Below are 25,004 nucleotides of genomic sequence, written 5' to 3'. Positions count from 1 at the left end.
GAAGGAGACAAAAAAAATAGCACCTCACCGCGGGATGAAGTACTACTGGTCAATCGTACTATTGTTTGATGATTTCTCTCGTTTTGTAATATCCGCAAACTTTGCACACCCGGTGAGCCAATTTCAACTCTCCGCATTGCTCACATTTCACCATGCCCGGCACAGCCAGTTTGAAATGCGTGCGGCGTTTGTCACGACGGGTTTTCGATGTTCTTCGTTGTGGTACTGCCATATTTCCCACCTCCTTAACAGAATTCGCGTCAGACGCCTGCCCGTGAGCAGCCGCCCCTACTTTTCCTTGAACAAATCTTGCAACGCGGCCAAACGGGGATCAATAACATCCTTCGAGCATCCGCAATTTTCCACATTTAAGTTGGCGCCGCATGTGTGGCAGAGTCCCTTGCAGTCCTCTTCGCACAGCGGGATGAAAGGCAGGGAGAGAAGCATCGTTTCTTCGACGAAAGGCTCAAGATCCACCTTGTCCTCTTCTACCGCAATAATTTCTTCCGCATTCTCAAGATTCTCAGGATTCTCAATCTTGGCATTGGCAGGCTTGAAACGTTCGTCGAAGGAAGCCGTAATCTGTTCCTTCGTCGGTTCCAGACAGCGGGAGCATGCGAATTCGACTTCAACGGACAGCTTGCCCTCCACATGAGCAATACCGTCTGTCACGCTGGCCTTCATATCAACCTCAAGCGGACCTGCGCTGATAACGTCGCTGCGAACCTGCTGAAGCCAATCTGCGTTTAAACTCTCGCGAATCGGAATCGTTGCCCCTTTGGACAAAAATTCACGAAGCTGAATCTTCATAAGATCACCCCAAACAAACAAAGTTTATTATATCGATTCTTGAATCGTTTTGTCAACAATTTCACTCCATGATATAGTGAAAAAAATACCAGCACTATTCCGGAGGGTCATTGCGATGCGTACAGTCGGTCTAATCGTTGAATATAATCCGTTCCATAACGGACATTACTATCATTTACAACAATCTGTCAAAATAACGAACGCGGACGCGGTTATTGCCGTAATGAGCGGAAATTTCCTGCAGCGCGGCGAACCTGCGCTGCTGGATAAATGGACGCGGACCGAGATGGCGCTCCGCGGGGGCTGCGATCTGGTCATTGAACTGCCTGTCGCCTATTCCACCCAGGCGGCGGAATGGTTCGCCTACGGCGCCGTCGCGCTGCTCGGCGCGACCGGCGTCGTAGACGCCCTCTGCTTCGGCAGCGAGGCCGGAGATATCGGGCCGCTGCGCCGCATTGCCCGCACGCTCGCGCATGAGCCGGAGCCATTCGCCCGGCTGATGGCGGATACGCTTGGCGGCGGCGCCAGCTACCCTGCGGCTTACAGCGAAGCGGTGCGCCTCTACATGGCGCAGACGGGCGACCAGGAGGCTGCCGCCTTCCCCCTGGAGCAGCCCAACAATACGCTTGGGCTGCATTACCTGCTGGCGCTTGAGCGGCTGGACAGCCGCATCGAGCCATATACGCTCCGCCGCGAGAAAGCCGGGTACTCGCAGGCGGATATAACGGACCGGCGGATCGCCAGCGCCACGGCGATCCGCCAGCTGGTTTCGCAGCAGGGGACGCCCGATGAGGCGGCTCCCTATGTGCCCGGGTCCACAATGGATCTGCTGCAACGGGATTATGCAGCAGGCCGCGGCCCCATCAGCTGGTCTTCTTTTACGAAGCCGCTGTTTCACAAAATTATGACCGAATCGGCGGCATCGCTTGCCGAGTACCATGAAATGAGTGAAGGGCTTCAGCATAGGCTCAAGCATTCCGCAGCCGCGCTTGCTTCCCTGGAGGTCGATGCCCTGCTTGAAGCTCTCAAGACGCGCCGTTATACGCGGACGAAGCTGCAGCGTATGCTGCTTGCCGTTCTGCTCGGACACCGCAAGCGGGACATGACGCCGGAGCGGCTGAGAAACGGCCTCCAATACCTGCGGGTGCTTGGTTTTACCGGCAAAGGCCGCGAGCTGCTTCGAAGAATGAAAACGACGGCCAAGCTTCCGGTTCTGCACAGTGCCGCAAGGCCTCCGGAGCTCTTCCCTTACCTCGATCTCGATGTGCAGGCCACCGCCGCCTACACGCTGGCCAGGGGCAATGCCGCGGCACGCGATTGTTTTCGCGATTACTATGAGAAGCCGATTACGATTTAACAGGTCTAATATGGACAAGTCCAGCGTACAATGTAGTGGCTGTTTATGTCCAGCTACTATACTTGTAATGGAGTGAGTCCCAATGAAAAGAACGCTGCTGATCGCCTTTCTGTCCATTCTTTTGGTCGGAGCGATCATATATCGTCCCGATGACGCTTTTCAGGCTTCGCTGCAGGGCCTGACCATCTGGTGGAATATTGTTTTCCCGGGCCTGCTGCCTTTCCTGGCGCTGCTTGAGTTGATGCTTGCCTTCGGAGGGGTCCATTTCCTCGGAACCCTGCTCAATCCGCTGATGAGAAGGCTGTTCAGGCTGCCTGGCGAAGCGGGCTTCGCCATGGCGATGGGCTGGACGGCCGGCTCCCCGTCAGGTGCGGAAGCCGCCACCGCGCTCAGACGAAGCGGTCTGGTCTCCCGCACGGAGGGACAGCGCCTGCTCGCCCTCTCCCATATGCCAAGCCCCCTGTTCATGCTGCTTGTCGTCGGCGCCGGGTTCATGCACCGGCCGGAGCTGGGTATTGTAATCGCCGCTATCGTATGGCTGGTTGGGTTGGCCAGCGGTCTAGTCCATGCCAGAATCACAAATGCCGGCGATCAGAGCGCTCCCGCCGTAACCGATACCCGCCCTTTGTTTCGCCGGGCTGCGACCGCAATGGCGGATGCGCGCAAAGCCGATGGCCGCACCTTCGGCAAAACACTGGGCGACGCCGTCACTACATCGGTGTACAAGCTGATGGCAATCGGCGGGTTTATGATGATCTGCGCCGTCCTTGTCCGGCTGCTTGAACCGCTTATGCCAAGTCAGCTGCCTTCTTATATTTTGCCAGGACTTATTGAGAGCCATATAGGCGCGTATGCGGCCGCGGTTTCCGAACAATCAGGCGGACTTGCCTGGAATGCGGCAGCGATTGCAGCCGTGCTCAGCTGGGGGGGAATCAGTTCGCTCCTCCAGGCCGCAAGCTCCGTATCAGGAACCGATCTGTCGGTCCGGCCGCTCCTTCTGATGCGGCTGGCCCAATCGGCTCTCGCCTTCGCCGCAACAATCGCCTTATGGCGGCCGGTTACCGGTGCTCTCGCCGCATTCTTCCCCGCCTCCACCACGACGCTTGAACATATGGGCGGCAGCGTGCACCCGTTCACGCAAACCGTACAAGCCGGAGATTTGTTCAGCCTGTGGCCGTTCATGCCTCTGGTCCTGCTTCTGTTTGCCGGCGGAGTGCTTGTGCTCGCAATCGCCTCTGTCAGCGCCCCGCGGAAGTGGACGCGCTAAAAAACGCCGCGGCGCAGCGAATTTCCTTTTCGTTCAGGCAGCGGTCATGTTTCTTTGTTTTTATATTTCACAGCCAGCGCTTTTTCGACCTCAGGCGGAACCAGATCCTGCACTTTGCCATGGAATTTGGCGATTTCCTTGACAATGCTGGAGCTGAGATACGAGTACCGGGGGTTGGTCATCATAAAGATCGTTTCGATCTCACCGTCCAGCTGATGGTTGGTCGATGCCAGCTGAAGCTCGTATTCGAAATCCGTCACGGAGCGGATACCCCGGACAATCACGTCCGCATTGCGCGAGCGCATGAAATGAACCAGCAAGTCGCGGAAGCTGTCAATGGACACATTCGGCAGATCCCGGGTCACTTCCTTCAGAAGCACCTTGCGCTCCTCCACGGTAAAAAGCGGATTCTTGCTGGAATTATTCAGCACAGCCACAATCAGATGATCAAATTGCCTGGCGGCTCTGCGGATAATATCCATATGCCCGTATGTGACAGGATCGAAGCTGCCTGGATAGACAGCTACCCGCTGACCGGCGAGCGTTCCTTCCACCGGGATGAGCGGATTTATGGAAGGCGCTGCGCCTATTGAACCGGCTGCGGGATTAGATGAGAAAGGCATGCATTATTCCTCCATTTGTACAGTCGAACCGTCTGCATGACGGTAATAATAAATTGTAACTGCCGTGTCGCCGTATGTTGAATGTTTCGCCTGCTCAAAGCCGTCAATCGCTTCCGGATAAGTATGTCCGGCATCATGCTCGACGACAATAACCGCGCCGGGACTAAGCAGCCCAAGCCCGGAGAGCGACTGCATCATGACATCCATGTTCCTGATTTTATAAGGCGGATCCAGAAAAACGATACGAAATGCCGTCCCACGTTTGGCGAGGGCCTTCAATGCACGCAAGCTTTCATTGCGGTATATTTCGGCCTGCTCCGTGAACCCGGCAGCTTGTACATTCCGTTTGACCACATCGATGCTGCTCTGCTCCAAATCGACAAATACCGCATGCTCCGCCCCCCGGCTCAACGCCTCGATGCCAAGCCCGCCGGTACCGGCGAACAGATCAAGCGCCCATCCGCCTTCAAAATAGGGACCGATCATGCTGAAGATTGCTTCCTTGACTTTGTCGGTGGTCGGACGCGTATTCATTCCGGGAACTGCTTTTAAAGCACGGCCTTTAGCCGTACCTGCAATAACTCTCAACTTCTTGCCCTTCCCCTTTCGAAAGCTCTCGTTAAGACTGCTGCTATCTTAACATACTTCCCGGCAGTTGTTAAAGCGTTTGGGATGCTCTACATTCGCCCCGAAACGACCCTCGCCTGAAGAAATTGAAGCAAATAATCGGGTCCGCCGGCTTGGAGTCGGTTCCTTGGAAGACTGTTTTTGAATGATAAATAAGGTAAACGTTCATTATAAGCATGGACCATTCCCTTCAAACATTCTTTATCATTTTCTATAGCCTCATCCGTCTGCTTAATGGAAACTTATTATGCTTCGATCATTTTTTGTCATGTCATCGACGCATATGGTCTATATATAAGCATGACGGCCGGTAAAAATGACAGCTTGTGTGCGCGAAGGCGGCGAGCGGGAGTTTTTCGGCTATAGGCGTGAGGAGTGTGTTCGGATGGATATCGGAAACCGATTGTTCCGCTCGGCGCTGCTCGGTCTTGCCGGCAACCGTGCGGCACGGGCACTGTCACAACGATATGGGATGAAGCTGGGGGCCAGGCGCTTTGTCGCAGGCGAGACCATGGAAGAGGCAATCGTTCAGGCTAAACGGCTGAATGCGGAAGGCATTGCGGTTACGCTGGACTTTCTGGGGGAGAGCGTAAGCAGTCTGGAAGAGGCAAAAACAAGCGAGCTTGGATACCTGGAGCTGCTCAGGACAATTGAGCGGGAAGGCATCAACGGCAATATATCGCTCAAGCCGACTCAATTCGGCCTGGCGCTGGACCGGACCGCATGCGAAGAAGGAATCCGGACCGTTGTGAAGGAGGCCGCCAGTCTCGGGCTGTTCGTCCGGCTGGATATGGAGGACAGTCCATGGACCGATTCCACAATCGGTATCGTCCGGAAGCTGCATGAGGAAGGATATTCGAATGTCGGCACCGTTATTCAAGCCTATCTGTACCGGAGCGGTCGTGATGTTCAAGCCATGACGGCAAATAAAATGAATCTGCGGCTCGTAAAAGGCGCTTATAAGGAGTCCCGCCGCATTGCTTTCGAAACGAAGCGGGAAGTAGACGACAATATGCGGCGTTTGATCAAAGCGCGCCTGGACAGCGGCGTTTATACAGCGATTGCCACCCATGACCAAAGCATCATCCGGTGGGTGCAATCCTACACGCGCATGCGCGCAATTCCCCGAAGCCGCTTCGAATTCCAGATGCTCTACGGCATCCGGAATCCGCTTCAGCGGTCCCTGGCGAAGGAGGGCTACACGGTTCGCAGCTACGTTCCGTTCGGCCGCAGCTGGTATCCCTATTTCGTCCGGCGTCTGGCCGAACGGCCCGCTAATGTGATGTTCGTCGTGAAGAGCGTAGTGCTGCGCAAATAAAACTGCCAATTATGCACAGGGAGGCCAAAAGAATGAAACAACAGCGAATCGCCGTCCTCCCTGTTCCTTTTGACTGGGGAGCCAGCCGACGCGGAGCCGAAGGCGGCCCGCAAGCCGTTCTCATCGCGGGCCTTGAGGATAAGCTGCTGCAGCTAAAGCTGGATTATGTCATCCTGAAGGACTCCTATCTGCCTGATCCTGCGGCTGACGAACGGACCTCAGAGCGCATGAAACACTGGGGACGCGTTCTCGCCATGAGCAAGGCGGTCGCGTCCGAGGTATCGCGGCTGTCTGCCAGCGGCTCCTTCCCGCTGACGATCGGCGGCGATCACAGCATTGCCATCGGCACCATTGCCGGACTATGTCAGCATAAAAAAAAGCTTGGCGTTATCTGGATCGACGCACATGCTGATCTCAACACTCCTCTCACATCGCCTTCCGGCAATATGCACGGCATGAGTCTTGCTGCCGGCCTTGGGTATGGGGACCCTGGTTTTGTCCAGCTTTGCGGCAGCAGCCCCAAGCTTGAGCCCAGCCGCGTAGTGCTCGTTGGCGCCAGGCAGCTCGATGAAGGAGAGAAACAGCTCATCCAGGCGCTCGGAGTCACCTGCTTCACCATGCATGATATCGACAAACTTGGCATGGGCCGTATCATGGAGCAGGCGATTCGTATCGCCGCCAACGGTGCAGACGGCGTTCATGTCAGCTTCGATATCGACAGCGTTGACCCCGGTGAAGCTCCGGGAACCGGTACCCCTGTGAGGGGCGGCTTGAATTACCGGGAGGCTCATCTTGCCATGGAAATGCTGCATGATTGCGGCGTGGTAACCTCCGCCGATGTGGTTGAGGTCAATCCGCTGCTGGACAGCACGCATGGAACGGCCAAGCTTGCCGTCGAGCTTATCAGCTCTTTGCTCGGAGAGAAAATCCTGTAAAAAAAAGGCCGCTTGTCTTCTGCGCATGAAACATCGCAAAAGGCAAGCGGTCTTTGTATTGAAGCTGTTTCCTTTACCGAATGCTGTTTAGCCCGCTGGAGTCTCAGCAGCCGGATCTGCAGGAGGTGCATTTGGATCTGCAGGAGGTGCATTTGGATCTGCCGGCGCATCGGCTGCTGCCGGTTCTTCCAGTGTATTGGTGATTTTAGCTTTAGCCTTGATATCCTGAAGCCATGAAGAGGAAAGCTCAGAAACCTGCTGCGCAAGCAATTGGTCCTTGATTTTCGCTTTTTCCTCATCCAGGGTAGCCGTGTGGGCTGCTTTGCGGTCTGTGAACTTGATGATATGGAAGCCGTTGGCACCCTGTACTATCGGACTAAGCTCGTCCTTGGTTTTGAGAGCGAACGCCGCATCCTCGAACGGCTTGTCCATCACGCCGCGCGGGAAGAAGTTCAAATCTCCGCCATTATCCTTGCTGCCCGTGTCAATCGATTTCTCGGAAGCCAGCTTGGCGAAATCTGCTCCGCCTTGAAGCTCCTTCAGAATCGCTTCCGCTTCCGCTTTGGTTGCTACAAGAATATGGGAGACGCGGACCTGCTCCGGCGTATCGAAGGATGCTTTGTTTTGGTCAAAATACTGTTTGATCTGGTCGTCGGTAACCGTTGCCTTCGGTTCCAGCAATTTGCGGATACGAAGCTGAGTCGGCATTTCCTTGCGGAAATCCGCTTCTGTCATTCCGTTCTGCTGCAGCCATGCATTAAAGTCGTCCGCTGTAGGGAAACGTCCCTCCCAAAGCTTGACCTCGCTGTCAATATCGGCTTCTGTCGCCGTGATGCCCGCTTTATCGGCTTCCTGTTTGACCAGCTCTTCCTGAATCATCTGATCCAGCGTCGACTTGCCGCCCAGACTGATCATTTTGTCAAATAGGTTGTCCTGCGTGATTTTGACATCATTGACGGTTGCCACAACTTCATCACTGCCGCTTGCGCTGCCAAAAGGCGGCTTGATCAGCGCTACAACAAGCAGCAGTGCCAGTCCGATCGCGATGAACATCCAGGGCTTGCTGCTGTTGCCTCTGCGGCCTGCTTCCGGTGCTGACGGGCCCGCTCCAACCGGAACGGGCGTGAGCGACTCGTCTTGAGCACCATCGGTCTCTTCACGCTCATCTGCAAGTCCGGACTCTATGTCCCGGTCCGTATCATCCTCCGTCAAGTCCGAGGGCGTTTCCTTCTCGAGATTAAAGCCTCCCTTGGCGGGGGAATCAACGTCCGTTTCTCCGTCAAGCTCAGGGCTTGCTGAAGCTTCCTTTTCTTCCAGTTCAATCTCTTTATCTAGATCCTTGTCTTTCTCGTTCAATGCGTAAAACTCCCTTCTGAAAATGGATGCAGTTATTGTTTCTGCTGCAGTCAAATATACCAGATTAAAAATTAAAAAACCTTAAGAGAAGATAAAATGTCGGCAGTTTCTATAAAAGAAACCAATGAATCGGCAGCAGCAAAACCGGGGTAAACACAGCGCAGGCGGCCATGGAAAACCCGCTCACACCGCCCTCCTCCTGGGAATCGGCGAGCAGTCTCGCGGAGCCTATGCCGTGCGCAGCGGCGCCAATGGCGATAGAGGCGGCTACACGGTCATGTACGCCAACGAGCTTGAGCAGCACAGGGCCGGCCACACTGCCGAACAATCCCGTCATCACGGTAAGGGCTGCGGTGAATTCCGGCGATCCGCCCAGCCAGCGTGAAAGCTCGACCGAGACGGCCGCGGTAACTGATTTCGGAAGCGATGATCTCAGCAGCTCCTCGGTGCCGCCGAAAGCGATTACGCACAGGGCGTTCACGCCAATACCCAGCGCGCTCCCCACGAAGGCTCCAAGCAGGAGGGAGGGCAGAAGCGGCTTCAACCGGACGGCTTGTTTATAAAGCGGAATAGCCAGCGCTACCGTTGCTGGACCGAGAAAGAAAGTGACCATATCCCCGCCAACCTTGTAATTCGAATAATCAATGCGTCCAAGCTGCAGGAATCCATAAACAAGAACAGGTGCCGTGATAAGCGGATGCAGCCGCGGAACCCGTTTCCGGACAAGCAACGCGATTGCATACGCGACAACAGTGACACATACGCCAAAAAGCGGATCACTATAAAGACTGCTGCTGTTCATGCGGAATCTCCTTCCGCTTGTTCGTTAAAAGCTGCGTGACCAGACCAGTCAGAAGCGTAACAACGGCTGTACCTGCCGTCAAGCTGATCAATGCGGCAAGCCAGGATTCCTGAAGCAAGGGCAGGAAGGTCGACACGCCGGCAAGCAGCGGTACAAAAAACAGCATCATATGCCGCGTCAGCAACGTTGCGCTGGCTTCCACCCATTCCAATTTAATGACATTCAAAAACAAAGCCGCCGTCAGCAGCAGCAGCCCCAGCACATGAGAAGGAAGCGGCACACGGGCAATCGAATGCAGCAGCCACCCTAAACCGTCAAAACCGATAATAATGACAAATCCGCGCATCAAACTCTCCTCACTATCCATTTTCGCCTTATTTTCCTCGTTTATTCCCTTGCGCTCCCACGTTATTCCCGGTCCCCCTGGGACTTCATCCCTTCCGAATGCGCCGCACGGTAAGTGGGTCCGCAGGACGTAAACGGGCATTCCGCCACTAGCCATCAGGTGCGTCTCTGCACCTTCTGCGTTATCCCGGTCCCCTGGGACTTCATCCCTTCCGGATGCGCCGCATAGTAAGTGGGTCCGCAGGACGTAAACGGGCATTCCGCCCAATAGCCATCAGGTGCGTCTCTGCACCTTCTGCGTTATCCCGGTCCCCCTGGGACTCCATCCCTTCCGGGTGCGCCGCATGGCAAGTGGGTCCGCAGGACGTAAACGGGCATTCCGCCAACTGTTGTCAGGAGCGTCTCTGCATCTCCCTCGTTACACCATCCGGGTGTCCAGAGGGCCGGGGCCCTTGGGGCCCCCCTCCGGGGGATTTAGGGGGCTATCACCCCACCTGGTTCCTCACCGCACCATCCATAAATGATTGCAGATTCCCTGCAGCCAGGCTCATCAGGCTCTTTCTCGATTCAACGGTAGCCCAGCCCATATGCGGGGTCAAAAAGCAATTGGGCGCGGCAATTAACGGATGGTCAGCCGGAGGCGGCTCCACGGACAATACATCCAGACCTGCGCCGGCAATCGTGCCTGCCTGCAGAGCATCCAACAGATCCTGTTCCACGATATGACCGCCGCGAGCCGTATTAACGAGGAACGCCGTCGGTTTCATCAGACAAAGCGTCCGGCTGCTCACAATCCCCTTCGTTTGATCGGTTAGCGGGCAATGAAGAGAGATAAAATCAGACTCGCGGAACAGCTCGTCCTCCTCTACAAATCGAACATGCTCAAGGCCCTCAACCTGTTTGGCGGTCCGGGTATGGACCACCACATGCATGCCGAAGGCTGCTGCGATCTGAGCGACCTGCTGGCCGATTTGGCCAAAACCGATAATGCCCATCGTTTTATGAACCAATCCATGAAGCGGGGATAAGGAGAACGTAAAATCTTTAATGGCCGACCAGCGCCCGCCATGAACGGCATCGCTATGCTTTTGAACCTGATGGCAAAACTCCAGAATCAAGGAAAAAACCAGCTGCGAGACCGAGAACGAGCTGTAGTCAGGCACATTGGTGACCGTGATCCCCTGCAGTGCAGCGGCTTTGGTATCAACGATGTTATAGCCGGTAGCGAGAACACCGATATATTTCAGCCTGGGAAGCCTGGCGAGCGTTTCAGCCGACAACGGGGTTTTGTTGGACAGCACAACTTCGGCATCCTGTGCGCGCTGGACAATTTCTTTCTCTGTGGTGCGGTCGTATACCGTCAGCTTGCCCAGTCTGGATATTTCCTCCCAGCTCAAATCGCCCGGATTCAGGGTATAGCCATCCAAAACAACAATATTCATTGAAATTTAGCCCTCCATCATATTCTTATGCAAAACTATCCCTGTTGACGAAGCAAATCATACAGGGTAAACGTGACAATCCGCGCGGCTGCCGCGATATCCTGGAGCCGGACATGCTCATCCGCCCGATGACCGTTCGCTTCCTCCAGCGTGCGGGGACCTGCGCCGAACATGACCGTCGGGATACCCGCCTCGGTGAAATGCCGCGCATCGGCATAAAGCGGTACCCCCTGCACGGGTAGTTCCCCTTCTCCCATGACCTGTGTCCAGTTGGCGCGGAGCGCCTCCAGCAGCGGCCGGGTCCCTTCAACTTCCTTAAAGGGCAGTGCAAGCAAAATACGCCGGATTTGGAGTTCGATATCCGTGCAGCCCTGAACGGCCAATCCGATGACTGACGTCAGCTCCTGCTCGACCAACCCGGGATTCTCCTCCGGAATGATGCGCCGGTCCAGGCGTATAACACAGCGGTCCGGCACCACATTCGTGTTGATGCCCCCCTGAATAAGTCCCACGGACAAAGTCGGGGATTCAATGCCCTCGACTGCAGAATGGATGCCGGATAAATGATTGCGGTAATCATATAAAGCGCTCAGTACTTTGTTCATCGCTTCAAGGGCATCGACTCCGGTATCCGGGATAGCCGCATGAGCTGACCTTCCCTTGAGCGTAACTTCAAGATGCAGACAGCCATTGTGAGCGGTTACAGCCGAGTAAGTGAAACCTGCTACGACTGCGTAATCCGGTGCAATAAATCCTTCGCGAAGCAGCCGCTGCGGACCAATTTCGCCGCCCGTCTCTTCATCGAAGGTGATGGCCAGACAAAGCCTGCCGTCTGCCTCTACCCCGCACTCACGCAGCGCCATGACCGCATAGGTATAGACGGCGATATCGGACTTGGATACGGCGGCTCCTCTGCCATAAAGCTTTCCTTCCGCAATAATAGACCCGTAGGGGTCATATGTCCAGCCTTCTCCGGGCGGCACCACATCGCCATGTGCGTTAAGCGCAATTACGGGACCTGTACCGGTGCCAAATAGAGTATCGGCAACCACATTTCTCCCCTCTGCCATACCAGCTGCCAGCGTCTCTTCTTTCGGAACGACATCCATAAACGGTTCAAAGCCTCTGTCTGTCAGCTCCCTGACAACCACCTCAGCGATTGACGCGCAGTTCCCCGGCGGATTGTCGGAAGGGGTGGATACAAGTTTGCCTAGCAGGTCGATCATCCCGGATTCATGATTCTGCAGCCAAGCCGCAAGCTTTGCTTTATCGTCATTCATAAAATAAGTCCCCCTAATTAAAGAAACTCGAGATATTCCTGATACCCATGCGGCGTGATATCCACCTGTAATAATAAGAGTCTGACGATAGCGCTTGCATCATATTTAGTATTATTTTAGCACATAAAATGGGGGGTCAGGGGTCAGGCTGCAGGACAAAACATGGATTTTATTCGTTCAGGCTGGCCGCTCTTTTCTCATCATGGTCCTGTTTATCCCTCTCGGCCAGCTCTTCTTTAAACAAATTTGCCAGGTCTGCCTTATTGCCGTAAACATAAATGAGATCCCCGCTGCGCAGTTCGGTGGATAAACGCTCTTTACGAATGGTTTCTTTACCCCGCTTGATAAAAAGAAGATTAATATCATGCTGATCTGTCAGCAGCTCCTGAACGCTTTTGCCAACATGCCGGGAATTTGCAAAAAGAGGAATATCGATAAATTGATCATTCTCGCCCATCTCAAAGATTTCGGAAACCGGCAGTTCCTTCAGATCGAAGCTTTGCTGGAGCTCACCATGAAACCATTTTGTCAGAAAGGTGTGGACCGGCGTAAAACGCAATATCAGCAATAATAAACCAAGTACAGCAGCAGTCCAGACAAGCTGGGGTACGTGAAAGCTCTCCGTCATGATTGCACTGATGGACGAGATAATAACCGCTAGGGAAAACACACCGAACAAAATAAGAAACATACCGATGTTCCGCCGAACCGGATGCCTTAATATGAGCTCAGACTCTTTGGTCGTGAAGCCTGTCCCCGTCATCATGGAGATCACCTGGAACCGGGATATTTCACGCTTGAGTCCCGTACTGCGAAAGAGAATAACCGCAATCTCAAGCACCAGGAAAATAATGATGAAATAGATCAGGATAAACTTGAATCCCATGATGATCCCCGCCTTTGCTCGTTTCTCTCGATTACCATTACCCGAATTGTCTGAAAAAAATCGCGAGATGTATAAATCCCCACAAATCGGCAATCCTATCTGTATCGGCGTCGCGAGATGCCGTAGACAACCGCGGAGAAGACTTACGTTTCCCCATAAGCTCTTCGTCCGGTTTCTCCTCTCCCATGAAAAGGGGCTCTCGAAAGAGAGCCCCGGTTTTTTTATGTAAATCTTCGTTTCCGGAAGGAGACATTTGAAAGGCTTGCCTATTATCAAGCACATTTGGAGAGAAGGCTATGATGAACTTATTCTGGTATATTTGCCTTGCTGTAACCGGTGTCGGGATGCTCATCTTTACCTGGTTCAAGAAAAGGAATTTTGCTGATCTGGTCACATTTTTTTTATCCGTCTGCTTTTTTATTTTTTTATGTGAATATTTCGTACTCATTATATTTCAGGCTTACGTTTATAAACCTGGAATATTGGCAGATTCTTTTGCCGATAGCGTTGCTGGTCATTTGATTAGCAATATGTTTGTGTGGGGTGGATCAGCGGTCCTGATAGCGGCGTTCTCGCTGCGTTACCGCTGGATTTTCTTGTTTTCCATCGCTTTTATGTTAATAGAAGAATTCTTTAATAAACTGGGCATATACGAACAGAACTGGTGGAAAACTTATTTCACGGGCATCGGGGCTTTTCTTTGTTTATCCTTGATGAAGGTCTGGTATGCCAAACTGAGAGAAAACCGGCACGCGCTTCTGCGGAATGCCACTCTCTCATTAGCTGCCGGGTTTGTTATTACCATCCCTGTTACCATGCTGACGCTTTTGGGGAAATTATATTTCGTCCCCGGCTGGGTTGAAAATAAATACCGGGATGATTTTATGTTTTGCTATATTTATCATTCGTGTATGGCTGTTATTTTTGTGTTTTTTTTATGTATCCATCAAAAACCTGTCTGGAAAGCCGCTCCCGCTGCTTTCATTTTATTGAGCGACTTTATCCTCGTCAGCATGAACGTTCTGATTTTCGTAAATGGATGGAACTTTTTATTACTGACTATTGTTCGCATTGTAACGTACGTCATTTTTATTCTGCTGGCGAAATATTCGCTAAAAGGAAGCAAAAAGCAAAATAAATCGCTCACACTGTAATATCCAAGGATAAAAAGGATAAAGAAATCATCCTGTTGATTACAGATGGTAAAATGACTTTTGTTTTTACAGACTCCGAAAATGCAGATAATAAAAAAGCGTTTGAGGATGCCAAAAAGCGTTTTGAATAGGAGCGGAACAACTCCCGCCGGTCACATAGGCCGGCGGAAGTTTTGCGTACGGCTTGCATAGTAAATATATGGCCGATCAGCCCGATCAGATCAAGCCTTTGCGGTGCAATATCGTCAGCACCCGGTAGAAATCGTAGGAGCCGCCTGCTGTAGTATCGACAATGCCTGCTTTCTTCGCGGCGACTGCCGCCTCCATGGCCCATTCCGGAATCGTATCCATAAATTGTCTGCCCGCGAGCTCCGTTACTTTTGCTTTCAATTCTTCAAAGGCGGCTTTTTCTTCCTTGGTCATCTCTTCGTCCTCCTCCACAATTCCGGTCTCGTCGTATTGGATCAGTCCATTCAACTTAATAATGGAGATCAGCTTGGCTGCATAGTCCGGATCAGTCGCATACCCGCACATATAGAAAGCCCAGCACTGCCCGGCTGTTGTTGCCGCAGCTCTTACAGGGGCATAGCGGCTTCTGGCAAGCAACAGATCCTGATCCTTATAAAAGCTGTAGACGCTATCGTAAGCTCTGAAGGAAGCGACGACATTAACCGCCTTGCCCCGTATATCTCCCAGGTTCCTTTGCTTACCATTTCTCCCGTCCAATAAGCGTTTGGCGCGCCGCTGCCCACCTTGTAGCCGCCCAGGTTGTTCCAGCTGTTAAGGTTTCCTCCCGTTTCCAGCCAGCTTTGGGCAAGGCGCACCGAGGGCAATAGCGGCGACCCTTCCCGCCTGACCTGGAGAACGACAGGAGCCAGGAGTGCGAAGATATCCGCTTTTGTATATTTCATCGTGAATTCTCTCCTTGCGATAAGCTTGTCACGCTTGTCATACTGTATCGTATGCAAACGCACCCTCTTTAATCGCGGCATGTGTGGACATCATGTACATTTCATTTCCCGGAGTGTACAAGTCTGTCAATCGAAACTTGCGAGTTTCATTCTACCCGTCCGCCATACTCAAGTCTGTACTCAAAAAAGTGAGTATTTATTTCATCCGGAATATGTGCTGATCGGCAGATGGCTGAAGCCACGATCTATGGAATTTTAATGGGAATTTTCGGGAAATCATGCTACCATGAAGGAAAACCCGCCGCTTAGGGTGGATTGACGGGTAGGAAAATATAATATGATCTATTCAGCCATTATTGATCTTTTACTCGCCGCCATGATTTATTTCTACGGCCGCAAACACGAAGCGACCAAATGGGCGGTATTATTTCTATTTTTCGCTGGGCTGGGCAGTTTTTCGGATGTCGCTCAGGCCCCTGTATGGCACAGTTTCTTCTTCTTCATCCTCCAGGCCTGCACCCCTTACGGCTTCATCATGTTCTCGATCGTTTATTCCGAAACCGCGATTCCCCGGGTCAAAAACATATTCGCCTGCGCGCTTGCGCTGCCGATTATCCTGACGCTCCTTATTACGCCAATGAAGCCCGATATCCGGATGGATTTTCTCCTACTGCTCTTCTGGGCGGTTCCCTATTATCTGGCCGGATGTTTTCTCGTTATCTATGCTTATCTGAAAGAAAAGAACCCGCTTAAAAGAAGAAACCGACTCATAACCGTCTGTTTTATTGTTCCTCCCGTCATTATGATTGTTGTGGTGAATCACTTCGAAAGAGCTGTACATACGTTTGGCAGCTACCGGTACATCAGTTTGTTCGTCGTCATCGCTTTTGCCGTATTTATTGTGTCTGCGATCCGGTTCGGGGTGCTTGGCGTAAGAATCAAATTTGAAAAGCAGCTTCACGATCAGACGATAAAGGGAATTGCATCGGGGGCGGCCCTGCTTAACCATGCCATGAAAAATCACATCACAAACATTGATATGCTGACAGGCCGTATGAAGGAGCATGTACAGAACCGGCTGCATGAGCAAGCGGACGAGGATATTGCGGTTATTCAAGCGGAGACGAGACAGATGATGCATATGGTGAAAAGGATCAAGAAACATATAGAAGATATCGAAATTGTCGAAGGACCCGCAAGCTTGTCCGACATTGTCGCCCAGGCGCTGCTATCCAATCGCTATTTGCTTGAGCATAAAAGGATTTCCGTCCTGACGGACTATTCTTTGCCCTGCAATTTGATTTGCGACAAGCTCCACCTTCAGGAAGTATTCGCCAATCTGATCCGCAATGCGGTTGAAGCGGTGGAAATGGACAATGGCATGCTGGCAATAAAAATACATGAGAGCAAGAAAGACTTCCTGGTTGATTTCTCCAATAATGGCAGGGGAATTGACAAGGAGACCCGCGCGCAGCTTTTCGAGCCGTTTTTTTCCACCAAGCAGCATGAGGATAATTTTGGGCTGTGCCTGACTTACTGCTACCTGATCATGCAAAAGCATGGCGGAAGCATCGATGTGTCAAGTCAGCAGACAGGAGCTACCTTTTCCATTCATTTGCCGAAGACACGCCGGGCATAAATAAATGAAAAATGAAGGATAACGATGTGATTCAATGTCATTTGGCGCGGTTAATATTGTTACATGACCCCCCATTGATATAGTTTCATTTGGCCCGCGAAAGCTGCGGGCCACTTTTTTTGTTCCCTGATTGTCAATTTATATGAGATTTCCAAGTCAGAACTCCCCCAAATGTTGAGATATGCTGTAAAGTGTCGAGTTCAGCTTGTCTTTGGAAAGCCACCTTGCATCACCATAAAAACTTGCCGCATCATATTCAGCGAACGCCTATGGCACAAGCTGCATACAATGTATGACTTTTTACAGGCAAGAGAGGGTGATTCCAGGTGGAATTTCAGCTTGTCCCGCTGCATTGGGTTTATCTCGCCTTTATCGTCTTCATAATGGCTCTGCTCATCAAAAGGCGGGATACGACTTTAATTTGTGTGGTTGGTATTTTGGCGCTTGGTCTGTTGGCAACAGAAAGCCTCAGCGGATCAGTCAGCGGTATTTTCAACAGCTTTATCTATGCAACAAAAGAGCTGATCGGCACGATCTTTATTATTTCCATCATCGTCGCCATGAGCCGCATCTTGATCAAAACCGGCGTCAATGAGGTTATGGTAGCTCCGCTTACGCGGTTCTTAAGGACGCCTGCCCTCGCCTATTGGGGCATCGGTTTGATTATGATGTTTACGTCCTGGTTTTTCTGGCCTTCTCCCGGCGTTGCGCTTATCGGCGCTGTTCTGCTGCCGGTTGCCGTAAGAGTGGGGCTGCCGGCGCTCGGCGCGGCCATGGCCATGAACCTGTTCGGGCATGGGATTGCGCTTTCCGGAGATTATATCATTCAAGGCGCTCCGAAACTGACTGCCGATGCAGCCGGGCTGCCGGTCTCGGAAGTAATGGAGGCGAGCATTCCCCTTGTAATCGTCATGGGTCTCGTCACAACGGTAGCGGCATTCTGGATGATGAGGCGGGATATGAAGAAGGGAACGTGGAGAGACGGCCTTGTATCAGGGACAATCAGCGGGCACACGGCGAACCAAAGCGAAGGGCGCATCAGCCTGCCCCACAAACAAAAGCAGCTGCTCGCCGTGCTGATTCCCGTGCTTTTTGCCATCGACGTGGCTGCCATGTTCATTCTGAATCTGCAGGGCGGGGACGCCACGGCTCTCGTAGGCGGCACTGCCGTATTGATCCTCATCGGGGTCACGATGCTGGCTCACCGGAACCGGGGTCTGGAGGAAACCACCTCTTATTTGATCGAAGGTTTCCAATTCGGCTTCAAGGTGTTCGGGCCAGTCATTCCGATAGCGGCATTCTTCTATCTGGGAGACGCCGCTTTCACGGAAATGTTCGGCAATGTGCTGCCGGAGGGCTCTCACGGCATCGTAAATGATCTCGGCGTCGCGCTGGCCAACCATGTGCCGCTTAATCAGGCCATTGGTGCCGTAACGCTTACCGTGACCGGCGCGATTACGGGGCTGGACGGCTCCGGCTTCTCCGGACTATCACTGGCTGGTTCAATCGCCCAATTATTCGCATCTGCAATCGGAACCGGAGCGGCCACGTTGACGGCTCTCGGTCAGGTTGCCGCGATCTGGGTCGGCGGCGGGACCCTTATCCCCTGGGCGCTTATTCCGGCAGCCGCCATCTGCGGAGTTGATCCCTTCGAGCTGGCCCGCCGCAATTTGAAGCCGGTGCTGCTCGGCCTTGCTGTGACGACGCTCGTCGCGATGTTTATCATTTGAGGTTGGCGCTTGTTATGAACGGTGGGCCGTTATAAAACGCAATAAACCCGATAAAGAAGCAAAATCTGCCCCTTTATCGGGTTTATCCGTCTTTGGCAAAGGTAAAGCTTATGTCCGCTCTTTGCTGCGGCCGCGTAAGCCTACCAAACCGAGAAGTCCAAGCAAACCAAGCCAGCCCCAGTCCATATCATTGTTGTCATCAGCTGCATTGGCTCTTATGTTGTTGGCTGTAGTTGTCCCATACGTATTCATTCTAGGGTTTGTGCCAACACCTGCGGTATTGCTGGTTCTGTCAACCATTCCATTGTCCGTCCCCAGGTTTGTACCGGGATACGTTGTGCTGTTGTTCATATTGGAGCGGTTCATGTCATGAGCAGCAAAAGCTGGCACCAGCAGCATAACAGAAAGAACCGCACATACGAACAGGCTTGCGATCATCTTTTTCAAGAGAAGACCTCCATTTGGGGTACATGATTGTGTTCCCTCTTGTTTTCTCCTCTTGGCGATGCTTTTATGCAAAAATTTAATCCAAACTTATCCGCTCCGTTGGATTAGCTATAGAAATCCCGTGCATTATGAAGCAATATGGAAGCTGCCTCACCGGCAGGTAAATTTTTCAGAGATGCGATTGCCTTAGCCACGTCCCGTACCATGGCCGGCTTGGTGATTTGTCCGGCGAAAGGACCTTCGAACGGCCAGGGACCGTCCGTTTCCGTCATCATCAGTTCAATGGGATAAGCACTCACCATCTGCCGGATTTCTTCTTCATAAAGCACATCCGGTGTTACCGACAAAAAGTAACCGGCTGCACGCATCCGCTCCAAAGTGGCTTCGGAGCCTTTGAACCAATGGAAATGCGCACGCCGGACGCCGTGCTTCTCCAGAATATCGCAGGCTTTGTCTCCATCCTCGTAGACCGCGTGCAGAACGACCGGACGATCAAGTTCGGCAGCCAGAGCGGCAAATTGATCAAGCGCCAGCAGATAAGGACTCTCATCAAAGTCCACTCCCGCTTCACGGGCTTCCATACGCGAATAATAAGGCAGCCCAACCTCTCCGATTGCAAAAACCTCTTCGGCCTGATGGCGCTCCCTGATCCATTGTACAAGCTCCTGCAGCTGGCCCTCGCCAGGAAGATGCTGCTCGGGATGAATGCCATAAGCCGGAATCACTCTTCCCGGATGCCTTGCGGCAATTTCCCGGTTTATTTTGCAGGAATCCAGATGCATGGATACGGCAACGACTGCGGCAATTCCGTTGTGGAAAGCCCCATTCAGCAGACTCTCCCGTTCCTCCGGCGCATATAAATCCACATGCAAATGCGCATCGATATACAAGCCTTCGTTCAAGCCGGTATTCCCTTTCAATGCATAGCCTCCTCCTTGCGCTTGCTCTCAAACGTTCCATCCGGCTTGAGAAGCTCATAAATTTCCAGCTTCAAGGCATTGAATACCGGTTCATTCCACAGCTGCTCCCCGCTGCGCGGGCGCGGGAAAGGAACGGCAATTTCCCGGAGAACGACAGCCGGAGAAGCTGACAGCACTATGATGCGGTCCGAGAGCAGAAGCGCCTCTTCAATACTGTGAGTGACAAACAGGACAGACCGGCGGTGTTCCTCCCACAGGGACAGCAGCCAGGTTTGCATATGCAGTCTGGTCAGCGCATCGAGAGCACCGAAAGGCTCATCCAGACACATCAGGGGCTGAGGGGAAAGCAAAGCACGCAGGAAGGAAACGCGCTGCTGCATGCCTCCGGAGAGGACATGAGGATAAGAGTCAGCCAGTCCGCTTAGACCGACGCGTTCCAGCCATTCCTTTGCCAGGGTCCGTCCTTCTCTGCGGGGGAGGCCCGCTATGGATAAAGCAAGCTCAATATTGCCCGTTACGGTCAGCCAAGGCAGCAATGCAGCCTGCTGCGGCATATAAGCGATTCTGCCCCGCTCGCCGAGACTGATTCGGCCGTCAATCCGGATCTCACCTGAAGAAGGCCGCTCAAGTCCGCCAATAATTTGGAAGAGAGTCGTTTTCCCGCTGCCGGATGGTCCAATTAACGAGACGAATTCACCTTCCTTCACATGAAAGGTCACATCGGACAATACAAGCTTGGAAGAGTTTCCTTCATTAAAACGCTTGGATACAGCCTTCAGCTCAAGCGCATTCTGTGTCATTAGGCAATGTCACGCTCCTTTCTCGGGTTTGCGCCTGCCTCCGCGCACCAGTATTTGCTCAGCCAAACTGATAATTCCAAACAGAATGAGACTCAGAACGACAATGATCGCGATAGCGGAAAATACATTAGCCGTCTGCCAGCCCCGTTGGGACACCAGCATAAAGTTGCCCAATCCCTCGCTTCCGCCAATCGATTCGGCGTAGATTGCACTGATCACGCTGTAGGAAGCGGCGATTTTCAGGCCCGAAAACAGATAGGATACGGCGTTGGGAAGCTCCAGGCGCCAGAACAGCTGGCTCTTGGACGCACCGATCATCTTCATATAGTCGACCAGCTTGGGATCGCTTTGCGTAAGTCCCGTAAGCATGGCTACAACAACGGGAAAGAAACAGACGAGCATAATCAGTATGAGCCTGGGGAGTATGCCAAAGCCAAACCAGACCACCAGCAGCGATCCCAGTGCGATAACGGGCACATTCTGGGTCAGGACCAGCAGCGGGTAGAAACCGGCTTTGGCTCCCGGTATAAGATGCAGCAAAGCGGCGAGCACAAAGCCCGCCGCCGTTCCTGCCGTAAAGCCGAGCAGAGTCACACCCAGCGTTGACAGCGTATGATGAAACAGACGCGGCGCCTCCGAGACTGTGTTGGATGCAATCGCAAGCGGAGACGGGAGAATGTAGGGTTCGATATCAAAAACAGCCACCGCCGCCTGCCACAACACAATAAAAACAGCCAACACAATTACAGGAGGCCCATATTTGCGAAGCTTACTGACCATCTGGATATTTCTCCAGCAGCCTGCCCATGGACGCGCCGCTTTCGGGATTATAGTACACTTTGATTTGTGAGATTACGGATGGGCATCCCATCACGGTCATCGCATCATTCATCTCCTCGACGATAGACAGCAGATGATTCAATTCCCCTTCCATCGTCGTTTCAAGCGGCGCCACGCGGTAAGGCACGCCGGATGCTTTAATAATCTCGATGGCACGGTCCACATACGGAATGACGCTTTCCCCTCCAGGTGTATGCGGCAGTATTTGAATGCTTAATAAGGCGTTCGCCATGTCGTTTTCTTCCCCTTTTCCTATTTTGAGTTCCCTCCGGCCTTTATCGGCTATTCAGGCAAAAATTCGTTTGTGAAGGCTTTATCCGCCTCGAGTTTTTTATCCAGCAGCTTATGCTCAAACATCCAGTCGGCATAATTCGTCCATACTTCCGGATTTTGCTCTCCCCAGCGGGATGCATCATCCTGATAGCGCGGGCTGAGCCATTTCTGGCTGGCCCGGACCAGATCGGCGTTCAGATCCGGCTCCGCCTTGATCAGGATTTCCGCCGCATCCTCTGGATGATCGATCGCAAAGATATATCCTTCGGATGCTCCGGCCACGAATGCTTTTACAATGTCGCTGCGCTCGGCAATCATCTTCTCGTTCGTTTCCAGCACAGGCGTATAATAGTCCAGCTTGTCGCTGTAATCGGTCAAGTAAATCATGTTGATTTTATCCCCGCGAAGCTCGGCCTCCACGCCGGTCCAGGCATAATAGATCCAGGCAAAATCAATGTTTTTCTTCACAGCCGTAAAGAAATCAGCATCGCCGATGTTCACGATTTTCACTTTGCCCGCATCCGCCTTCTGCTCCTGCATCAAGGAATCGATGACGGCCTCCTCGGCCGGAGAGCCCCAGCCGCCATAGGTTTTACCCTCAAAATCGGTCGGCGTCTTGATATTCTTGTCCGCAGGCGAAGCGAAGCCCGAGGTGTTGTGCTGAATGACGGCGGCTATGGAAACCAGCGGCACACCCTGAATCCGCGCTTGTGTAATCCCTTCCTGATAACCTACTCCGAAATCCGCCGCGCCCGTGGCCACCATCGTGTCGGCACCGGCTTCGCCGGGTTGGATGATTTCCACATCAAGTCCATGGTTTTTGAAAAAACCGTTGTCCCGGGCTACATAAAGCCCTGTATGATTCGTATTCGGCGTCCAGTCCAGCACGACCTTCACCTTCGTTAAGGCAGCACTCTGTCCGGCATCCGTGTTGCCGGTTTCCTGGCTGGCTCCGTCCGCATCCGCACCGCTGCTGTTTGTACCCGCCGCGTTGTCTGCCTGACCCGTATTATTCTCTTTGGCTCCGCAGCCCGCAAGCGTGAGCAGCAGTACAAGCACCGCTATTCCCCATTTTGCCATTGTGAACCGTTTATTTACTGCCATGATCTTCGCTGCTCCTCCCCAATATCGTTCAAGATAAGCGACAACATCTTCCCATAACCCCGATTTGTCCATAAGAAAAAGCGCCCTCCCGATGGAAGACGCTTGTAAACGGCTTTGTAAAATCCGCCCTCCTGCTTTCACTTAAAACCATGAAAACGGGCTGGCTACAATGCAATTCCTACGCTGGCATTATCCAGATCAGGTCAAAGGGTCGGGATTGTATCGGTATCCCCTCTCAGCCGGCCTACTCCAGCTCCCCATGTCATATTCAGTTATGTCGCACCTCCTATTATAGCAAACAATGTGCAAAATACCACCTGAAAGTTGACATATAACAGGATGCTTGATCCGTTAAATATACGGGGACCTGGGGTGATTTTACAATCGTTTGCCTATGAGTCTCATAAAATCCGCAAATAGAGGCCATTCTTGGCCTACTCCATTACGGAGAACTTGGAATAGCATGTAAGATCTACGAGGAAAGGGGGAAATCAGCATGGGAACTTTTCTTGATCAACGCAGCTCGATGAATGCAAATGCTTCCGGCTCCATCAACGTTGCGCTTACAGCAGCTCCGGTATTGTTCGGTGTTGTTGGTCTGCAAACCCGCAGCGTCGCGAACCCGATTGTGGATCTGACAGGAACAATCGGATTTAGCGCTACTGCTCCAGGCTCGACCGTTGCTGTCCAGGTTGTTCGCGGAACCTTGATTACAGATACCATTATTTATTCCGCCATCTTCACAGCCGGTATTGCAGGCGCTAATACACGCAGCTTTACCGTACAAGACCTATTGGCACCCGCTGCTGCACAAACGACTTACTCAGCATTTATAAACAGTCTCGCCGTTGGTGTATCACGGATCGGCCCCGAAGTATTCTGGGGACTTGCCTCATCCACGGTCTAATTCTTCAAAGAAGCTATACGGCCTAGACCGTGTAGCTTCATTTTTTACCTATTTACGCACTGGAAAGGGTGGATTGAATTGATTTCGGTCAGTTTATGCATGATCGTGCGTAATGAAGAGAAGGTAATCGCACGATGTCTCGATTCGGTTGCGGATTTGATGGACGAAATTATTATCGTCGATACCGGATCGTCGGACCATACGAAAGAAATCGTATCCAGGTATACGAATCATATATACGACTTCGAATGGATTCACGATTTTGCCGCCGCGCGCAATTTTTCCTTCAGCCATGCTACCAAAGATTATATTTGCTGGCTTGATGCGGATGATGTTTTGCTGGAGAAGGACCGGCAGGCGTTCCTGAAATTGAAAAACGACCTGACTTCCGATTACGACACGGTCCTGATGGATTACGTCCTGTCCCGGGACTTTCAGGGAAATGCCCAGCTGTTCACACGCCGCAACCGGCTGGTTAAACGTCGGCGAAGTTTTCAATGGGTCAACCCAGTGCATGAAGTGCTCGTTGTCGACGGCAGGGCGCTGTCTTCCGGCATTGAAGTTACCCACGCGCCTATGCGCGAGCATAAAGACCCGCTTCGGAATATTTCGATACTGGAAGAAACGATCCGCAAAGAACAGGGGAACATGAGCGCCCGGGTCCATTTCTATTATTCTAATGAGCTCATGGATCACAAACGCTGGGATGAGGCGATTGACAGCTATGAATCCTTCTTAAGGAGAGAAGTCGATTATTTTGAAGACCACCACGCAGCCTGCGGACAGCTTGCGCATTGTTATCATGCAAAAGGCGATGCGAAGAAGGAACTGCAGAGCCTGCTCAAATCCTTCGAGTATGACCTCCCCCGCGCGGATATTTGCTGCAGAATTGCCTATTGGCACGAGGAGCACAGCGATTATGAGAAGGCCATATTTTGGTATGAGATGGCGCTCGCACGGGAAATGCCCCCGAACCATTTCGGATTAATGAACAAAATATGCTGGACCTGGGCGCCGCACGTGCAGCTGGCAATCTGTTACGGGAAGCTCGGTCAGCTGGACAAAGCCTGCGAACATACTGAAAAAGCCCTTGAATACTTGCCCGGCGATGCGAATCTGCTTGCCAACAAAAGCCAGTTGGAAGGTGCTCTCCGGTCACTGGAAGCCGCAGAAACCAAGGCTGCGGCAGAAACAGCGGCAATTAAAGATAAAAACGAAGGAGGCGGATGAT

Annotated in this window: 27 protein-coding genes and 1 riboswitch; of the genes, 9 read left to right on the top strand and 18 right to left on the bottom strand. The window is 52.5% G+C overall.

The window, feature by feature from the left end:
- Positions 1–58: 58 nt before the first annotated feature.
- A complete protein-coding gene (gene rpmF / locus AC0YOA_RS11040; protein WP_188992574.1) occupies positions 59–232 on the bottom strand; it encodes a 50S ribosomal protein L32 in 174 nt (57 codons plus the stop codon).
- 56 nt (positions 233–288) lie between these two features.
- Positions 289–810, bottom strand: coding sequence for a YceD family protein (locus AC0YOA_RS11035; protein WP_475786572.1), 522 nt, complete (start codon positions 808–810; stop codon positions 289–291).
- Between the two features lie 115 nt (positions 811–925).
- On the opposite strand from AC0YOA_RS11035, the gene AC0YOA_RS11030 reads away from it, so the two are divergent.
- Positions 926–2,167 carry a nucleotidyltransferase gene (locus AC0YOA_RS11030; protein WP_475786571.1) on the top strand — a complete coding sequence of 414 codons (1,242 nt, stop codon included), beginning with the start codon at positions 926–928 and terminating at the stop codon, positions 2,165–2,167.
- Positions 2,168–2,249: 82 nt separating this feature from the next.
- On the top strand, positions 2,250–3,434 hold the full coding sequence (locus AC0YOA_RS11025) for a nucleoside recognition domain-containing protein (RefSeq protein WP_475786570.1): 1,185 nt from the start codon (positions 2,250–2,252) through the stop codon (positions 3,432–3,434).
- Positions 3,435–3,478: 44 nt separating this feature from the next.
- Here the strand turns inward: AC0YOA_RS11025 and coaD are convergent, their stop codons facing one another.
- Both coaD and rsmD read right to left on the bottom strand, forming a co-directional pair.
- The gene (gene coaD, locus AC0YOA_RS11020) at positions 3,479–4,057 is read right to left on the bottom strand and encodes a pantetheine-phosphate adenylyltransferase (RefSeq protein ID WP_210041277.1); all 579 of its coding nucleotides are present in this window, start codon (positions 4,055–4,057) and stop codon (positions 3,479–3,481) included.
- A 3-nt stretch (positions 4,058–4,060) separates the two neighbouring features.
- The gene (gene rsmD, locus AC0YOA_RS11015; protein WP_475786569.1) at positions 4,061–4,645 is read right to left on the bottom strand and encodes a 16S rRNA (guanine(966)-N(2))-methyltransferase RsmD; all 585 of its coding nucleotides are present in this window, start codon (positions 4,643–4,645) and stop codon (positions 4,061–4,063) included.
- A gap of 424 nt (positions 4,646–5,069) precedes the next feature.
- Between rsmD and AC0YOA_RS11010 the strand changes: the two genes are divergently transcribed.
- Positions 5,070–6,002: a proline dehydrogenase family protein gene (locus AC0YOA_RS11010; protein ID WP_475767796.1), complete on the top strand. Its 933-nt coding sequence runs from the start codon at positions 5,070–5,072 to the stop codon at positions 6,000–6,002.
- A 32-nt stretch (positions 6,003–6,034) separates the two neighbouring features.
- Complete coding sequence (gene rocF / locus AC0YOA_RS11005; protein ID WP_475786568.1) at positions 6,035–6,937, top strand: arginase; 903 nt, start codon at positions 6,035–6,037, stop codon at positions 6,935–6,937.
- An 87-nt stretch (positions 6,938–7,024) separates the two neighbouring features.
- On the opposite strand, the gene AC0YOA_RS11000 is transcribed toward rocF, so the two are convergent.
- From AC0YOA_RS11000 to AC0YOA_RS10975, 6 genes are all read right to left on the bottom strand, one after another.
- Positions 7,025–8,293 carry a peptidyl-prolyl cis-trans isomerase gene (locus tag AC0YOA_RS11000; RefSeq protein WP_475786567.1) on the bottom strand — a complete coding sequence of 423 codons (1,269 nt, stop codon included), beginning with the start codon at positions 8,291–8,293 and terminating at the stop codon, positions 7,025–7,027.
- Between the two features lie 109 nt (positions 8,294–8,402).
- Complete coding sequence (locus AC0YOA_RS10995) at positions 8,403–9,095, bottom strand: LrgB family protein (protein ID WP_475786566.1); 693 nt, start codon at positions 9,093–9,095, stop codon at positions 8,403–8,405.
- Positions 9,073–9,441: a CidA/LrgA family protein gene (locus tag AC0YOA_RS10990; protein ID WP_475786565.1), complete on the bottom strand. Its 369-nt coding sequence runs from the start codon at positions 9,439–9,441 to the stop codon at positions 9,073–9,075. The genes AC0YOA_RS10995 and AC0YOA_RS10990 overlap by 23 nt, the downstream gene beginning before the upstream one ends.
- Before the next feature lie 484 nt (positions 9,442–9,925).
- A complete protein-coding gene (locus AC0YOA_RS10985) occupies positions 9,926–10,882 on the bottom strand; it encodes a D-2-hydroxyacid dehydrogenase (protein ID WP_475786564.1) in 957 nt (318 codons plus the stop codon).
- Between the two features lie 35 nt (positions 10,883–10,917).
- Positions 10,918–12,162 (bottom strand): ArgE/DapE family deacylase, encoded by a 1,245-nt coding sequence (locus tag AC0YOA_RS10980; protein ID WP_475786563.1) that lies wholly within the window; start codon positions 12,160–12,162, stop codon positions 10,918–10,920.
- 169 nt (positions 12,163–12,331) lie between these two features.
- Positions 12,332–13,048, bottom strand: coding sequence for a TrkA C-terminal domain-containing protein (locus tag AC0YOA_RS10975; protein WP_475786562.1), 717 nt, complete (start codon positions 13,046–13,048; stop codon positions 12,332–12,334).
- Positions 13,049–13,344: 296 nt separating this feature from the next.
- Here AC0YOA_RS10975 and AC0YOA_RS10970 point away from each other — a divergent pair, with 296 nt between their 5' ends.
- On the top strand, positions 13,345–14,202 hold the full coding sequence (locus AC0YOA_RS10970) for a hypothetical protein (RefSeq protein ID WP_475786561.1): 858 nt from the start codon (positions 13,345–13,347) through the stop codon (positions 14,200–14,202).
- A gap of 216 nt (positions 14,203–14,418) precedes the next feature.
- Here AC0YOA_RS10970 and AC0YOA_RS10965 read toward each other — a convergent pair whose 3' ends face one another.
- Entirely contained in the window at positions 14,419–14,889 is a 471-nt protein-coding gene (locus tag AC0YOA_RS10965; RefSeq protein ID WP_475786655.1) for a glucosaminidase domain-containing protein, read from the bottom strand.
- On the bottom strand, positions 14,778–15,113 hold the full coding sequence (locus AC0YOA_RS10960) for a hypothetical protein (protein ID WP_475786658.1): 336 nt from the start codon (positions 15,111–15,113) through the stop codon (positions 14,778–14,780). The genes AC0YOA_RS10965 and AC0YOA_RS10960 overlap by 112 nt, the downstream gene beginning before the upstream one ends.
- A 337-nt stretch (positions 15,114–15,450) precedes the next feature.
- Here AC0YOA_RS10960 and AC0YOA_RS10955 point away from each other — a divergent pair, with 337 nt between their 5' ends.
- Both AC0YOA_RS10955 and AC0YOA_RS10950 read left to right on the top strand, forming a co-directional pair.
- Positions 15,451–16,752 carry a sensor histidine kinase gene (locus AC0YOA_RS10955; RefSeq protein WP_475786560.1) on the top strand — a complete coding sequence of 434 codons (1,302 nt, stop codon included), beginning with the start codon at positions 15,451–15,453 and terminating at the stop codon, positions 16,750–16,752.
- A gap of 383 nt (positions 16,753–17,135) precedes the next feature.
- Positions 17,136–18,482 carry a hypothetical protein gene (locus AC0YOA_RS10950; RefSeq protein ID WP_475786654.1) on the top strand — a complete coding sequence of 449 codons (1,347 nt, stop codon included), beginning with the start codon at positions 17,136–17,138 and terminating at the stop codon, positions 18,480–18,482.
- A gap of 108 nt (positions 18,483–18,590) precedes the next feature.
- Here AC0YOA_RS10950 and AC0YOA_RS10945 read toward each other — a convergent pair whose 3' ends face one another.
- From AC0YOA_RS10945 to AC0YOA_RS10920, 6 genes are all read right to left on the bottom strand, one after another.
- The gene (locus AC0YOA_RS10945) at positions 18,591–18,920 is read right to left on the bottom strand and encodes a WGxxGxxG family protein (RefSeq protein ID WP_475786653.1); all 330 of its coding nucleotides are present in this window, start codon (positions 18,918–18,920) and stop codon (positions 18,591–18,593) included.
- A 113-nt stretch (positions 18,921–19,033) separates the two neighbouring features.
- Positions 19,034–19,849: a TatD family hydrolase gene (locus tag AC0YOA_RS10940; RefSeq protein ID WP_475786559.1), complete on the bottom strand. Its 816-nt coding sequence runs from the start codon at positions 19,847–19,849 to the stop codon at positions 19,034–19,036.
- Positions 19,846–20,649, bottom strand: a complete 804-nt coding sequence (locus tag AC0YOA_RS10935; RefSeq protein WP_475786558.1) for an ABC transporter ATP-binding protein — start codon at positions 20,647–20,649, stop codon at positions 19,846–19,848. The genes AC0YOA_RS10940 and AC0YOA_RS10935 overlap by 4 nt, the downstream gene beginning before the upstream one ends.
- A 9-nt stretch (positions 20,650–20,658) precedes the next feature.
- Positions 20,659–21,429, bottom strand: coding sequence for an ABC transporter permease (locus AC0YOA_RS10930; protein ID WP_210041307.1), 771 nt, complete (start codon positions 21,427–21,429; stop codon positions 20,659–20,661).
- On the bottom strand, positions 21,419–21,721 hold the full coding sequence (locus AC0YOA_RS10925; protein WP_475786557.1) for a thiamine-binding protein: 303 nt from the start codon (positions 21,719–21,721) through the stop codon (positions 21,419–21,421). Before AC0YOA_RS10925 ends, AC0YOA_RS10930 begins: the two co-directional genes overlap by 11 nt.
- A gap of 50 nt (positions 21,722–21,771) precedes the next feature.
- Positions 21,772–22,842 (bottom strand): ABC transporter substrate-binding protein, encoded by a 1,071-nt coding sequence (locus AC0YOA_RS10920; RefSeq protein WP_475786652.1) that lies wholly within the window; start codon positions 22,840–22,842, stop codon positions 21,772–21,774.
- 182 nt (positions 22,843–23,024) lie between these two features.
- Positions 23,025–23,136, bottom strand: a riboswitch (TPP riboswitch).
- Between the two features lie 226 nt (positions 23,137–23,362).
- Between AC0YOA_RS10920 and AC0YOA_RS10915 the strand changes: the two genes are divergently transcribed.
- The gene (locus AC0YOA_RS10915) at positions 23,363–23,773 is read left to right on the top strand and encodes a hypothetical protein (protein ID WP_475786556.1); all 411 of its coding nucleotides are present in this window, start codon (positions 23,363–23,365) and stop codon (positions 23,771–23,773) included.
- 78 nt (positions 23,774–23,851) lie between these two features.
- Entirely contained in the window at positions 23,852–25,003 is a 1,152-nt protein-coding gene (locus AC0YOA_RS10910; RefSeq protein WP_475786555.1) for a glycosyltransferase, read from the top strand.
- Position 25,004: the final 1 nt, after the last annotated feature.

The sequence above is a fragment of the Paenibacillus sp. JT22N12 genome (assembly GCF_056269365.1).
The sequence above is the reverse complement of the archived record's forward strand: the minus strand, read 5'-3'. Positions and strand labels throughout refer to the sequence as shown.

Bases quoted from the DNA above. Each gene is read 5' to 3' on its own strand.
- rpmF (WP_188992574.1), bottom strand. From the start codon at position 232: ATGGCAGTACCACAACGAAGAACATCGAAAACCCGTCGTGACAAACGC.
- AC0YOA_RS10970 (WP_475786561.1), top strand. From the start codon at position 13,345: ATGATGAACTTATTCTGGTATATTTGCCTTGCTGTAACCGGTGTCGGG.
- AC0YOA_RS10930 (WP_210041307.1), bottom strand. From the start codon at position 21,429: ATGGTCAGTAAGCTTCGCAAATATGGGCCTCCTGTAATTGTGTTGGCT.
- rocF (WP_475786568.1), top strand. From the start codon at position 6,035: ATGAAACAACAGCGAATCGCCGTCCTCCCTGTTCCTTTTGACTGGGGA.
- AC0YOA_RS10925 (WP_475786557.1), bottom strand. From the start codon at position 21,721: ATGGCGAACGCCTTATTAAGCATTCAAATACTGCCGCATACACCTGGA.
- AC0YOA_RS11030 (WP_475786571.1), top strand. From the start codon at position 926: ATGCGTACAGTCGGTCTAATCGTTGAATATAATCCGTTCCATAACGGA.
- AC0YOA_RS10920 (WP_475786652.1), bottom strand. From the start codon at position 22,842: ATGGCAAAATGGGGAATAGCGGTGCTTGTACTGCTGCTCACGCTTGCG.
- AC0YOA_RS10955 (WP_475786560.1), top strand. From the start codon at position 15,451: ATGATCTATTCAGCCATTATTGATCTTTTACTCGCCGCCATGATTTAT.
- AC0YOA_RS11010 (WP_475767796.1), top strand. From the start codon at position 5,070: ATGGATATCGGAAACCGATTGTTCCGCTCGGCGCTGCTCGGTCTTGCC.
- AC0YOA_RS10985 (WP_475786564.1), bottom strand. From the start codon at position 10,882: ATGAATATTGTTGTTTTGGATGGCTATACCCTGAATCCGGGCGATTTG.
- AC0YOA_RS10960 (WP_475786658.1), bottom strand. From the start codon at position 15,113: ATGAAATATACAAAAGCGGATATCTTCGCACTCCTGGCTCCTGTCGTT.
- AC0YOA_RS10995 (WP_475786566.1), bottom strand. From the start codon at position 9,095: ATGAACAGCAGCAGTCTTTATAGTGATCCGCTTTTTGGCGTATGTGTC.
- AC0YOA_RS10935 (WP_475786558.1), bottom strand. From the start codon at position 20,649: ATGACACAGAATGCGCTTGAGCTGAAGGCTGTATCCAAGCGTTTTAAT.
- AC0YOA_RS10990 (WP_475786565.1), bottom strand. From the start codon at position 9,441: ATGCGCGGATTTGTCATTATTATCGGTTTTGACGGTTTAGGGTGGCTG.
- AC0YOA_RS10975 (WP_475786562.1), bottom strand. From the start codon at position 13,048: ATGGGATTCAAGTTTATCCTGATCTATTTCATCATTATTTTCCTGGTG.
- AC0YOA_RS11025 (WP_475786570.1), top strand. From the start codon at position 2,250: ATGAAAAGAACGCTGCTGATCGCCTTTCTGTCCATTCTTTTGGTCGGA.
- coaD (WP_210041277.1), bottom strand. From the start codon at position 4,057: ATGCCTTTCTCATCTAATCCCGCAGCCGGTTCAATAGGCGCAGCGCCT.
- AC0YOA_RS10980 (WP_475786563.1), bottom strand. From the start codon at position 12,162: ATGAATGACGATAAAGCAAAGCTTGCGGCTTGGCTGCAGAATCATGAA.
- AC0YOA_RS10950 (WP_475786654.1), top strand. From the start codon at position 17,136: ATGGCTCTGCTCATCAAAAGGCGGGATACGACTTTAATTTGTGTGGTT.
- AC0YOA_RS10945 (WP_475786653.1), bottom strand. From the start codon at position 18,920: ATGATCGCAAGCCTGTTCGTATGTGCGGTTCTTTCTGTTATGCTGCTG.
- AC0YOA_RS10915 (WP_475786556.1), top strand. From the start codon at position 23,363: ATGGGAACTTTTCTTGATCAACGCAGCTCGATGAATGCAAATGCTTCC.
- AC0YOA_RS11035 (WP_475786572.1), bottom strand. From the start codon at position 810: ATGAAGATTCAGCTTCGTGAATTTTTGTCCAAAGGGGCAACGATTCCG.